Source organism: Paenibacillus sp. GYB006, from assembly GCF_036577645.1.
In the GTDB taxonomy this organism is placed as follows: domain Bacteria; phylum Bacillota; class Bacilli; order Paenibacillales; family Paenibacillaceae; genus Paenibacillus.
The window spans coordinates 145517-158437 of sequence record NZ_JARBDA010000002.1 but is presented as its reverse complement, the minus strand read 5'-3'; the positions used below and the strand labels follow the sequence as shown (position 1 = coordinate 158437).

The window sequence follows — 12921 nt, the reverse complement described above, 5'->3', positions numbered from 1 at the left end:
TTTTGTAATGTACTGTACTCTTTAAAGTTTTCTTTGATATAGGTTTACTTTTCGATCTCCCATATCTGTCACACCCAGGTGAATAAACCCCTGCCCTTGATAAAAATCATTCAATTTCGGACTATGTGTTATACAATCGAGACGTAAGCCTTTTTTTCCTGCAGCGAGAACAATCTCTTCTGCTGCATTAATCATCCAGCTGCTTAGTCCCCGCTTGCGGTAAGATCTGCCCACGGTCAATCGATGCAGATAACCATATGCCTCATCATTGAGCGCCCCCCAATAAGCAGGATCATCTCCTTGCAAGGTGAATAATCCGGCTGGAGACTCATTCAAGTAAGCAATATAAATATCTCGATCATCAAAATATTTGCGAATAGAATCTTGTGTAAACAGATCCGGTGTCCAGTGGTTAAGATCATTACCCACCATCCACTCTGCCGCTTCAACAAGCAGTGCCCTAATATCTTCCGATTGATTAGGCGTCGCTTGTACCAGTCTAATGATCCCATCTGGCTCTCTTCTCGTTTTTACTACTTTCAGATCTTGAATCATTAACCTCTACCTCTTCCCTTTAGACTACCTCAGGATCTATATCCGATTCAAAGTGTTCTTCCTGGGTTAAAGCAGGGAGTTTGACCGTCACCGTTGTTCCATTTCCAAGTTCACTTTCCATCTGAAGCGTACCGCCATGAAGCTCAATCAGCTGCTGACTAATAGCCAGTCCCAGCCCTGTTCCGCCATGTTGGTGATCCACTTGATAGAATCGATCTTTTACACGTTCAAGATGTTCTTCGCTGATCCCGATTCCTGTATCTTGAACAATGACAACTACCTGATCTTGCTCACGTTTTATCGTAATATCGATCCATGTATTCATATGTGAGAATTTAATTGCATTGTCAATGACGTTAAGAAACACTTGTTTTAATCGGTTGCCATCACCAATAATTAAATAATCTTCCTCTTCTGCACTGAGTCTAAGTTTGATCTGTTTTTGTTCTGCTTTAGCCCATACATTCAGCATGATTTCTTGCAAAACTTCACGAACGCTAACCGTGCCTTTGACCATCTTCATCTCATTTTGTTGCAATTTAGAGAAATCGAGCAATTCTTCAACAAGCCCAATGAGGCGGTTGGTTTCTTTTGAAATTATTTTAAGACCCATTTTTGTTTCTTCCGGATCATACCCGCCTGATTCGAGTGTTTCATTCCATCCTTTTATACTTGTCAGCGGAGTACGAAGTTCGTGAGAAATGGATGAAATGAAATCATCCTTCACCTGATTGCTGCGTACAATTTCCTCAGCCATATAATTTAAGGTAGAAGAAAGTTCACCAATCTCATATTTATAATCCCCTTCAATTCGGACATCGAAGCGGCCTTTTGCCATCTCTGCCGAGGCGGCTGTAATGATATTGATCGGTCTTACAATGGAATTCGCCAGCCCAATACTAATTGTAAAGACAAGCACAAGCACCCCTACAACGATCAGTCCTGACCATACTAAAATATCTACTAGAGCATCATTCACTCGCTCCATACTTGTTACATACCGAGCAATATATACATTATCGTTACCGTAATCTATTTTGGTGGATACCGCCATAACAGACTCACCAGTGATCACGTCTTTACCTATCCAACGACCCGTACTGCCTTTAAGAGCCTGCGGGACATCACTTGTCTGGACTACCCGATCCGATTCAAAACCAGAGGAAAGAGCAAGAACTCGGCCCTCCGTATCCAGAATTTCAAGCGATGTATTTTCGAGTTTAAGATAATACATCAGATTGGATATGAACGAACTCTCGTTACTGCTGTCTATAAATGATGAATTGTAATATCTGATTACATTTTTAGAGTTAGACTCAATGTAGTTATATATACTGTCGTAGTAATACTTCTGCATCGCAACCAGAAAGATGGATTCAATCAAAAGCAGCGCAAGCAGAACAAGAATAAAATACTGCAGCACAATTTGCCTGCGAATGCCTTTCATCATTAAGCTCTACCTTTCCACTTGTAGCCATGCCCCCAAACCGTTTGGAGAAATTCCGGCTCAGAAGGGTTGCCTTCAATTTTTTGACGTAGTCGTCTTATGTTTACATCTACAATTTTAGGATCACCCATGTACTCTTTACCCCAGACATGATCCAGAAGTACATCCCGGCTCAGAGGAGTGTTTTCTTTTTCAAGGAAGAATTGTACAAGAGAAAACTCAGTCGGTGTGAGTTCAATGGCTTGCCCATTTCTTTTAAACTGCTTGGAGATTAGGTCAAGAGAGAATGGACCTGATTCAAAGGTAACTTTGGCCGCTGTTTCCCGGTGCACATTCACTCGGCGCAATAAAGACTGTATACGTGCAATGAGCTCGGTCGGACTAAAAGGTTTACTTACATGATCGTCAGCCCCAACAGATAAAGCATATACCTTATCCTGCTCCTGAACTTTTGCTGTTAAAAAGATAATCCCGATTCGTTCATTGGTTTCACGAATACGGCGGCACACTTCAAACCCATCAATCCCAGGTACCATGACGTCAAGAAGCGCAATATCAATATCACTTACGGCATTTATGATCTTCATTGCCTCAAGACCATCCGCCGCTTCCAAGACGTCAAATCCATTTCTTTTTAAATTTAGTACGATAAAACTGCGGATAGACTCCTCATCTTCCATAATCAGTACTTTACTCATTCTATAATCATTCCTTCCTGTTGCGGATCTGTAAGTAAATTATTACTTGGTGTGTTTTGACCTGCTTGTTTTGGCAATCTGTATCCTATTACCTGATTACTAGAACGAACGATTTGTTTCCATTCATCTTTTACTCGTTCCCAGCTGTCCAGTGAGAAAAACTGAATCTCAGCAACCGTTTCATCGGTATCTGCCAATTTAAAGCGTAAATATTTATCCTTGACTGACTTCGTGTCAAGTGTGACATTCCCATATTGCTCGGGTTTCAAGTTGAAATAAAAACGATCTTGATCATCCCGATATTGCTGCATTATAAAGGTTAGGCCATCTTCACCATTCCATTGATAAAAAGAATAGAAGTATAGTTTTTCACTATCTACAAAATGTTCCCAACCCGGCGGTTCTTCAAGCAAACCGAATTCCACAATACCGTCGTTGTTGATATCTTCACTTAATATCTTTCTAGGTTTAAACGTAATATCTGTTCCTTTAAAAGCCTCAACCAATTGATTATCTTCCATATAGATTAAATCAGAATAGGAATTCGAAGCATCAAGCGCGATATCCAGAATAATCCCTGTTTTGTTTTTCGATATCTTTCCTGCTGATACATTATAGAAATCCCGCATCTTCGTATCAATCGTCATTTTGTCGAGCACTTCAAAACTTCCATCGTTATATTGATATACCGTTATCGTCCCTTGTCCTGTCGTCGGTAGGATATTCATGATTGTGAGGTCATGAATACCATCACCATTTAAATCCATAGGATTACGAAATTCATCCATAATTACGTATTTTGAATAAGGCATCTCCAAAATTTTCTGCAGAGTTCCACCTTTATACGTGTAGGAGACGAGCCAGTTTTGCGCATTCTGTTCTACTCCGCTTGAGAATCCAGCCAAAATTTCGAGTCCTTCATCCCCTGTTATCTCTTGTACACGAAAGGAATTAAGAACTGAACCTATCCCATCAAAAGTCAATTTCTTGACCCATGTATCTCCCTGCTTCTCAAGCAGCATTCCTCGAATCTTCACTTCAGGATCATCAGGCAGATCATAAAAAACAACTGCCTCCATTACGCCATCGTTATTTAAATCTTTTTGAATAATCTTATTTGACATCTCTCTGGGCTGGGTAATCGTAGAACCTTCAGGAAGTTCTCCTTGAATAACACTGAGTAGATTTTCTCTTTCTGTTGTCATTTGCGGAGTCTTCATAAGTGATTTTGGATCATTGAAGGAATCCAGTCCATTGCCGCAGCCACTAATCAAAAATATAGAAAGCAGCATCGCACCCAGAAAGAAAAGTTTATGTGAATTTCTTATGATTTGCACCAGATCACTCTTCTCATTCATTAAATCTTGTTTTTCTCATATAATGTAAGTCGTCTGCCACGAATATCAAACGCGAGCCTTCCTTCAGAAAGCCCCCAGATCCGAGTAGCATAACGTTCTGCAAGTTCGATGGGCAGCACTGCAATCACCGTCATATTCTCTTCCTCGCATAGCTTCTTGAAATTTTCAAGTACACTATCTGCTGATTTCGGATCAAGACCGATAACAGGTTCATCCGCTAGAATTACTTTCGCTCCATGGGTTAGAGCCCTGGCAACAGCAACACGTTGACGTTCACCGCCGCTAAGTTGTCCAGCTTTCATATGGGCTTTGTCCAGAAGCCCGACACTCTCTATCACATCCATAGCACCCATGTAATCATCAGACCGAACCATACCTGTCAGCATACGCCACCAAGGTGTTTGTCCCGATCTTCCGATGAGTACATTTTTGAGAACTGTTTTATTCGTAAATAATTCTGGATTCTGCTCTAAATAAGCCCACTCACGTTTAATCTGTTTTTTACCAGCATACCCAGCTTTGAAAATATCTGTACCATGCACGTTGAATTTTCCACGGTCCCAACTTTCTTTAAGAGCCAACAATCGTAACAAAGTGCTTTTACCGCTTCCGCTTCCACCGACAATGCCAATAAACTCGCCTTGCTGCAGATCAAAGCTAATTTCTTTCAAAACGGGAATCTTATCTGAACCAACGGCCTTTGCCAATTGCTCTACTCTGATCATTTACGTTTATATCTCCTCTTATCCGTAGAATGTATATCTTTAGTTTATTGGAAATAGAGTAGATTTTCCATGCGAACAAATGTTCTTTCTTTATGATTTGTTCTGCTTAAAGAAAAACCCGGCCATTCCAAACAAGAGATAACATGCGCCCAGCAGCCAGAACATGCCGCCCGGAGCACCCAGTCCAAGCATAATCCCTCCGAGATTAGGTCCAATAATACTCCCTATATTAAACTGAAAAGAAGCCACAACGTTTGCAGCCGGCAACACATTTTTAGGTAAAATATCAGCTGCATAAGCAAGGCCCAGAGAAAAGAACGAACCAACAAGTCCTCCAGCTATAGTTAGTAGTAATAAGGTTGGCCAAAATTGTGTCCCTGCTGAGGGGATAAGCATAAATAAAAGTCCGCCTACGATTCCTGAGATCATAAGAATTCGTTTTCTTCCAAACCGGTCACTTAAAGCTCCAAGCGGTAATTGAAGAAGCAGTCCCCCGATCCCTACAAAAGGAAGTAATGTAGAGATATCACTCTCGCTAAATCCGATACGAAGTCCATAGATAGGGAAATTACTGTTCATGCCCGATTCCATATACCCATATAAGAATGCTGGAATGAGTGCATACCAGGCTAAAATAAAGCTGCGACGGTATCTCCCGGTTCCGCTTCCTTCATTCATTATTTTCTCAGGCCGGGTATCCGGTAATTTCAAAGCAAATAACAAAACGATTAACATTAAGAAAAAAAGAATAGCAAACGGTACAACCTGTCCATATCCTAGGAGCTTAATTCCCAGGGGACCTATACTAAATCCAATTCCATAAGACATTCCGTATATCGATATGTTTCTACCCCGAGAAGCTGCCGGAGTGACCAGCAGTACCCATAACTGAGTTGAATAATGGAGGGCGCTGTCTCCGATCCCAACCAAAAACCGTAATAAGAACCAAAGTCTTAGATCAGGAATGAGTGGAAACAACATGAGCGGAATCATAACGATAATAAGACCAGAAACGATTAGTTTCTTAAAACCTACCGCCCCTAAAATCCGCTCAGCTACCAGTGTCATTGCAAAAGAGCCTATGTACATGACTGCGGCATTTAAACCGTTTATACTGGAGGAGACACCCATCTGCTCTATAAAAATAGAGAGAACAGGCAAAAGCAAACCTTGACTTAGACCAGCTACAATAATAACTACAATGAGAATACTAAAATGCGCCTTAGAACCTTCCTGTCGTATTGCCCCAGTTGCCTTACTCAAAACATTTTTTCCCTCCTATGCTCCCATGACAAAATAAAAAATCGTCATTTCTGACGACCTGTAACTATCTTCTATTATATGCTTATTCATTCAGAAACGGGTTACAAAGTATTCAACATTATAGTGGACAATACAGCTAAACACAAGCGATAATAGTATGAATACTTTGTTTTTGTATAGTAAGCTTATACCTGTGATAGGAGGTCTGTTCATACAGATGGGTTATCAGGTGAAAATAGACGTTACTCCCATATACGAGTTGCTGAATAGCTTTATGGTCTATGTAACTAGAAGATGGGTTCAGAGCCTAGATATCGGGCCTGAATGGATTCACACCGTAGATAGCACACTAAAGGAAGAAGTTCGTGAATTATTGAAAGAAGCTTCTAACTGGCCCTTTAGCGATTATGATGTTTTGTATGCCTGGACAGCACTACGAGAGACAACGAGTGAAGTTGAGCCATTTCTTAATGAACTCGGCACAAAACCTGCCGAAAAGCTGTGGAAACAGGTTCATCATATCCTTCCAGATATGACTCTTGCGGAAACATTACGCATTCGTGATGACTACATACCTTTACTTAAAATGTGGGATGAGCATTATTTTCAACATCTGAATCCAGAACTTCGGAAATTAATTGAGGAAGACAGTTCAGAGAAAGAGCTCCTCCTGACAAAAATGAGTCCCGACCAATTGATTGATTATGCTACTTCAGGGTTAATGGTCGAGGAGATGCCTGATCTTCAAAAAATCATACTTTTCCCTACCGTTCATAATCGGCCTATTAATATGTATTGTTTTTATAAAGGTATGTTATTAATTCAATATCCTGTAGATGTGCCTGAACATCGGGAGGACGAGCCGCCTATCAGTTTACTTCGTCTGACCGAAGCGATTTCAAGTCCCGAACGGCTCCAGCTCTTACGATATATCTCTAATAAGCCCAAATCCTTACAACAAATTTCAGAGGAACTTGGACAAACAGAAGACAAACTCAGACCTCATCTGATGTCACTACGAGTGTCCGGTCTTCTGCAAACACATCTGGGTCAAGAGCAAAGTGAGAAGTACTGTGTGCGTCCTGATGGATTATCGGAACTGAACATGTATTTGGAATCTTATATCAGGTTATGACATCGACATCACTAGAGAAATAAGGAGTGAGATTCTATGAAATCCAATATAAAACAGCAAATCATATTTGATCTTGATGACACGCTCATTCATTGCAATAAGTATTTTAACCTTACACTCGGAGCATTCCTCGAACTGATGCAAGAATGGTTCTGTGATTACCAAATTACCGTAGAGGAAATTCGAAATAAGCAAATGGAGATTGATGTATCCGGGGTTGCCATTTTTGGTTTTGCAAGTCAGCATTTCCCTCAGTCATTAATTGACACCTACGTCTATTTTTCTAAAAAGGTAAATCGTCCCATTGATACGAATGAACAAGCACAACTTCAGAAGCTTGGAATGAGTGTATATGATCAGGAGATTGAAGCCTATCCAGGTATGGTTGAAACTTTAGAGTATCTCGTTGATCAAGGCCATACGCTTCACCTATATACTGGCGGCGAGCAAATGATTCAACAACGTAAGATTGATCAAATGAAGCTCGGTGAATATTTTGAAGATCGAATTTATATTACTCGCCATAAAAACATTGAAGCTTTCGAAAAAATTGTAAGCGAAGGGCAAATGGATCGTAAAAATACGTGGATGATTGGCAACTCTCTTCGTACAGATATTGAACCTGCTCTCACGGCAGGAGTCCATGCTATATACATCGAGCAAGATATGGAGTGGAAGTACAATCTGATCGAATTAAATAAGCCAGAGAACTATTCCCTTTATACGATTAAAGACCTTACTCATGTACCGAAGATTATTTCGGAGTATATTAAGCAACAATCTCATTTAAAATAATAAAAGAAGGACTGACATGGAATACCACCAAGGTCAGTCCTTCTTTTATCATTCATGTTTGATTACATGTACTACTCTTGCCGTTCAAGTGATAACTTTCCAGTCACCGGATCATTTAGTATAATCTTCGACTTTGTTACGGTCCCCCTGCTGTCTTTAAAAGATAACACCTGCGTTTTTCCCTTGCTCAGTAAAGATTCCAGCATTTTTTGAGAGATTTGTTTTCCAGCGTATTCTTTCCATATGACAAAACCGCATCCTTGTTTGAAATGGCTGCAACCATATCCTTTACGCCCTTCAATAATCTGCCCTCCGCATCCTGTACGAGGACAAGAACCTAGTGCAGTACGCACGGTTGCAGCAGTTCCTGTACGGTTTGTACTGGTTGTTGCTACGGATCTATCCGCAGAAGAAGTACCCCGGCTTGTACTATTTTGGGAGCGAGGCTGCCCAGCTGGTGAACTTGTTCGATTCTTTGTCCGAGTTCCCGCTGCCTTCTTCCCTTTACTAGCTGTATCCTCATCACCAAAAGCATCTTTTGGAGCTGGTTTCTGAACCCGAACTTTTTCAATAATGGATATCGTAAATCGCTTCACGTTCTCCATAAATTTATCTTGCGCAGCTTCTCCTTTAGAGATCTGACTCAGTCTGCGTTCCCATTGTCCAGTCATTTCCGGGGAAGCTAGCAGATCGACGCCTGCACTTCGAATGAGTTCGATGGCCATCTTCCCTTTTTGAGTAACCAGCATCTTCTTGCCTTGCATCGTAATATAACCGACTTGTTTAAGCCGTTCAATCGTAGCCGCCCGCGTTGCTGGTGTTCCGAGGCCCGCATCTTTCATGGCATCTCGAAGCTCCTCATTCTCTATCTGCTTACCCGCACTTTCCATTGCTTTTAGCAAGGTACCTTCTGTATAACTTTTCGGCGGATTCGTTTGTTTCTCTTTCATCTCACTCTTTGTACACTGCACAGGCAGATCGGGATTTACCTGAAAAGGAACCGAAATAAGTTCTTCGGGTTCTTCCTCTTCCCCACCCTTTTTTGTCTTGCGTTTTTTCGCCTGGTTATCTTCCGAAGGCTGCACCACTTTCCAACCTAACGAAAGCAGTTCTTTAACGTTCGTCTTAAATGTATGACCTTCCACTTCGGTATATACGGTATGCAGTTTATATTCTGCTGGCGGATAAAAGTGTGATAAGAACCGGCGTACAATTAAATCATAGATCTGTCCTTCATCTTTGCTAAGTGTTCCTGGCTTCTTCAGCGTTGGCAAAATCGCATGGTGATCTTCCACTCTCTGCGGATTGCATACACTTTTATTTCCCTTGTGTACAAGGGACGGATTTGCTTTCTCTGCTAATTCGGCATACGGTGTATGTTTTAACAACTGTAGTGTTTTTTGCATACCATCTATATTCTGTTCCGTAACATAGTTCGAATTGGTTCTTGGATAAGATATCAATTTATGTTTTTCATATAAGGCTTGTGCAATATCGAGTGTTTTTTTTGCTGGATATCCAAATTTCGCATTCGCTTCTCTTTGTAATAGAGTCAGATCATACAGTTTATAAGGATACTCTTTCGAATTTTTCACCTCATATTTAGCGATCTTCCCTGTTTTGCCCTTTACTTTATCCGCAATCTCTTGCGCTTTCTCAGCAGAAGTTAATCGTTCACCTTGCCATATGCCCTGATAATCCGTAGATTCCTGCTCAAATAAAGCTGAAACCTCGAAATAGGTGAGAGAATCGAAAGCTTCTATTTCTTTTTCCCGGTCATAGATTAGCGCAAGTACAGGGGTTTGTACTCTTCCTACGGAAAGCAGTGTATTATGTCTTGTTGTAAATGCTCTGGATGCATTCATGCCAATCAGCCAGTCCGCTTCACTGCGAGCTCTTGCAGCTTCCGTTAAATGTTCAAATTCCGAAGCATCATGTAGCTGTTCGAACCCTTTTTTTATACTCTCCGGAGTCAGATCCGAAATCCATAATCGTTTGACAGGTTGACTCAGCTTCAATTGTTGCTGGATCAGATCAAAAATATACTGTCCTTCTCTCCCCGCATCACAAGCATTAATAATCAAATTCGCTTTGCGCGAGAGCTCTCCAATCACTTTTAGTTGGTCTTTTGTTCTTGGGTTAGGTGTAATCTTGAATCGATCTGGAATAATCGGCAGATCATCAATACTCCACCGTTTATATTTATTATCATAAGCTTCTGGCTGTGCAAGCCCCAGTAGATGACCGATGGCCCAAGTTATGATATATTGTTCACCTTCAAGATACGTACGATTGTTTTTGGCACGCGGTTCAACGACCGCCGCTATAGTGCGTCCCATATCTGGTTTTTCCGCGATAATCAGCGTTTTCATGCGTCCGTTCCTCCCTGTAGCCCTAGCGAAGCGAAAAGGAGCTCCCCTCAAGTAATGACGGAAGCTCCTTGCTTCTAAGTAGACCTCATTATAACAGAAAAATTGAGGTTTCGTAATAAAAAAGAGTCTCTTAGAAATGTAAACTTCTCTAAGAGACTCTCTTCATTTATTTTTAACTATATAAATTAAACTCCACTTTTTTTCCTTATGCAAGTACAGTAGAACCCATCAAATATTTATCCACTTCACGGGCCGCTTCGCGTCCTTCATTAATTGCCCATACCACAAGGCTTTGACCACGTCTCATATCGCCGGCTGCAAATACTTTATCTACGTTCGTGTTGTATTTGCCATAACGTGCTTTCACATTCGAACGACGATCTGTTTCAAGTCCCAGCTGCTGAGGAATCATTTGCTCTGGCCCATCAAAACCAATCGCGATAAGGGCCATATCCGCTTCAAATACTTTTTCAGTTCCTTCGATCGGTCTATAGATTTTGCGACCGGTCTCATCGACAATACGCTGAATTTCAATCGTATGAAGTTCCTTTAGATTTCCATCCTCGTCACCCACGAATTTCGTGGTCATGATCGAGAATTCACGAGGGTCATTACCAAAAAGTGCTTTTGCTTCTTCCTGAGCATAATCGAGTGTATATACATTCGGGAATTGCGGCCATGGGTTCATAAGGGGATCGCGTTCCAATGGTGCCTTTTCGTGTGTACCAAATTGGGTTACACTTTTTGCCCCATGCCGCAGCGAAGTCGCAACACAGTCAGAACCGGTATCGCCTCCGCCGATGACGATCACTTTTTTGCCTTCTGCCGAAATGTAGTTTCCATCTTCAAGTCCTGTATCGAGCAAACTTTTGATCGTTCCATTCAGAAAATCCATAGCGTAGTGAACTCCGTTCAGCTGACTGCCTTCAATGTTAAATTCACGAGGTTTGGTTGCTCCGCCGCAAAGGACAACCGCATCATACTGATTCACCAGTTCTTCCGATGAAATATCTTTGCCGATCTCTGTATTCGTTATAAAAGTAATTCCTTCTGCCGCAAGCAGATCTACTCGGCGCTGCACTACCCCTTTGTCCAGTTTCATGCTGGGAATACCGTACGTTAACAGACCGCCGATACGGTCAGCACGCTCATAGACAGTAACGTTATGACCTGCTTTGTTAAGTTGTGCAGCAGCAGCGAGTCCAGCGGGCCCGGAGCCTACGATAGCAATTCGTTTATCCGTACGTTTCTCAGGAGGATTTGGAACTACCCATCCTTCTTCAAAACCTTTTTCAATAATTGCTTCCTCAATCGTCTTGATCGTAACCGGCTGACTGATAAGGCCAACTGTACATGAACCTTCACAAGGAGCTGGGCAAACGCGGCCTGTAAATTCAGGGAAATTGTTCGTTTTGTGTAACCTGTCAAGTGCTTCTCTCCATAGTCCACGATACACCAGATTGTTCCACTCGGGAATTAAGTTATGAACCGGACAACCGGATGTTCCTCCGATCATATCAACCCCGGCATGACAATAGGGAGTTCCACAATCCATACAGCGGGCACCTTGTGTTCTTAGTTCTTCCTCTGACATATGTTTATGGAACTCTTCCCAATCTTTAATACGATCCTCAGGCGGTCGATCCGCCGGAAGTTGTCTTTTGTACTCCATAAATCCAGTTGGTGTAGACATGTTACGTTCCCCCATCCATTTTCATCTGCCCAACATTATCGAGCTATTCATGCTAAAATCCGAACAATTGCACTATAGTTGACAGTCCATGTATCATTTTTTTGATTATTGTATCACAAAAAGAAAATTTGTACTTTAGGTTATACAACAGTCGGGGCGCATTCACACTAGAGATCCATCATAAATGGCTTAAGTATTCCTGCAAGTGCTGACATTTCAACTATATTAGCATTCAGAATCACAAATATTAAATGGATTTTGAGAATAATAATTTGCATTATTCTGCATATTGATTACATAACATGATAGATAGTTTTTATGAAGGTAAACACAAAATAAAATGGGGAATTTACGTCTCTACAAGCTAGGAACTTTTAAAAGACCAAGATTAAGAACGTCTCTCATAAAATTGAAAGGTATAATCATATGGATTTTTCTCATCTCTTTCTCCGGCGATCTCTTTAGCCAACTCCCACTGCTCCAAGTCCACATCTTCCATAAACGTATCACCGTCGAAAGTCTCATTAATTCTGGTAACGATCAATCGATCAGCATATGGCATAAAAGCCGTATATACGGTTGCTCCTCCGATGACAAATAGCGGCTGTTCTTTCGCCATCTCTACCCCTTCCTCTACGGAATGGATCACATCAGCCCCATCAAAGGTTTGTTCTTTACGAGAGAGGATTACATTCTTGCGGTTAGGAAGCGGTTTGCCATTAAAGGATTCCCATGTTTTTCGTCCCATGATGACGGTGTGTCCTGTTGTTTGTTCCTTAAAAAAAGCCATATCCTTAGGAAGTCGCCAAGGCATGCCGTTATCTTTTCCGATTACTCCGTTTTTGCCCATGGCCCAGATCATGCTTATGCTCATTAGCTC

Annotated in this window: 11 protein-coding genes; 2 read left to right on the top strand and 9 right to left on the bottom strand. The window is 41.4% G+C overall.

All coding sequences use genetic code 11. From position 1 onward, the window contains the following. Nucleotides 1–21: 21 nt before the first annotated feature. The 6 genes from PV403_RS06185 to PV403_RS06160 form a co-directional block, all read right to left on the bottom strand. Complete coding sequence (locus PV403_RS06185; protein ID WP_332083880.1) at nucleotides 22–555, bottom strand: GNAT family N-acetyltransferase; 534 nt, start codon at nucleotides 553–555, stop codon at nucleotides 22–24. Nucleotides 556–574: 19 nt separating this feature from the next. Next, nucleotides 575–2005, bottom strand: a complete 1431-nt coding sequence (locus PV403_RS06180) for a sensor histidine kinase (RefSeq protein WP_332083878.1) — start codon at nucleotides 2003–2005, stop codon at nucleotides 575–577. After that, nucleotides 2005–2700, bottom strand: coding sequence for a response regulator transcription factor (locus PV403_RS06175; RefSeq protein WP_332083877.1), 696 nt, complete (start codon nucleotides 2698–2700; stop codon nucleotides 2005–2007). The genes PV403_RS06180 and PV403_RS06175 overlap by 1 nt, the downstream gene beginning before the upstream one ends. Next, entirely contained in the window at nucleotides 2697–4058 is a 1362-nt protein-coding gene (locus PV403_RS06170; RefSeq protein WP_213531150.1) for a hypothetical protein, read from the bottom strand. Before PV403_RS06170 ends, PV403_RS06175 begins: the two co-directional genes overlap by 4 nt. Continuing rightward, the gene (locus PV403_RS06165) at nucleotides 4058–4783 is read right to left on the bottom strand and encodes a phosphonate ABC transporter ATP-binding protein (RefSeq protein WP_213531148.1); all 726 of its coding nucleotides are present in this window, start codon (nucleotides 4781–4783) and stop codon (nucleotides 4058–4060) included. The genes PV403_RS06170 and PV403_RS06165 overlap by 1 nt, the downstream gene beginning before the upstream one ends. A gap of 90 nt (nucleotides 4784–4873) precedes the next feature. Next, nucleotides 4874–6046, bottom strand: a complete 1173-nt coding sequence (locus PV403_RS06160; RefSeq protein WP_249716932.1) for an MFS transporter — start codon at nucleotides 6044–6046, stop codon at nucleotides 4874–4876. 217 nt (nucleotides 6047–6263) lie between these two features. On the opposite strand from PV403_RS06160, the gene PV403_RS06155 reads away from it, so the two are divergent. Both PV403_RS06155 and PV403_RS06150 read left to right on the top strand, forming a co-directional pair. Further along, nucleotides 6264–7181 (top strand): winged helix-turn-helix domain-containing protein, encoded by a 918-nt coding sequence (locus tag PV403_RS06155; RefSeq protein ID WP_213531146.1) that lies wholly within the window; start codon nucleotides 6264–6266, stop codon nucleotides 7179–7181. A 36-nt stretch (nucleotides 7182–7217) separates the two neighbouring features. Further along, the gene (locus PV403_RS06150) at nucleotides 7218–7976 is read left to right on the top strand and encodes an HAD family hydrolase (protein WP_213531144.1); all 759 of its coding nucleotides are present in this window, start codon (nucleotides 7218–7220) and stop codon (nucleotides 7974–7976) included. A gap of 71 nt (nucleotides 7977–8047) precedes the next feature. On the opposite strand, the gene PV403_RS06145 is transcribed toward PV403_RS06150, so the two are convergent. The 3 genes from PV403_RS06145 to PV403_RS06135 all read right to left on the bottom strand — a co-directional run bounded on the left by PV403_RS06145 (nucleotide 8048) and on the right by PV403_RS06135 (nucleotide 12915). Next, nucleotides 8048–10348, bottom strand: coding sequence for a type IA DNA topoisomerase (locus tag PV403_RS06145; protein ID WP_332083876.1), 2301 nt, complete (start codon nucleotides 10346–10348; stop codon nucleotides 8048–8050). 205 nt (nucleotides 10349–10553) lie between these two features. Continuing rightward, nucleotides 10554–12041, bottom strand: a complete 1488-nt coding sequence (locus PV403_RS06140) for a glutamate synthase subunit beta (protein ID WP_213531140.1) — start codon at nucleotides 12039–12041, stop codon at nucleotides 10554–10556. Nucleotides 12042–12429: 388 nt separating this feature from the next. Next, nucleotides 12430–12915, bottom strand: coding sequence for a dihydrofolate reductase (locus PV403_RS06135; protein ID WP_213531139.1), 486 nt, complete (start codon nucleotides 12913–12915; stop codon nucleotides 12430–12432). Nucleotides 12916–12921 lie beyond the last annotated feature (6 nt).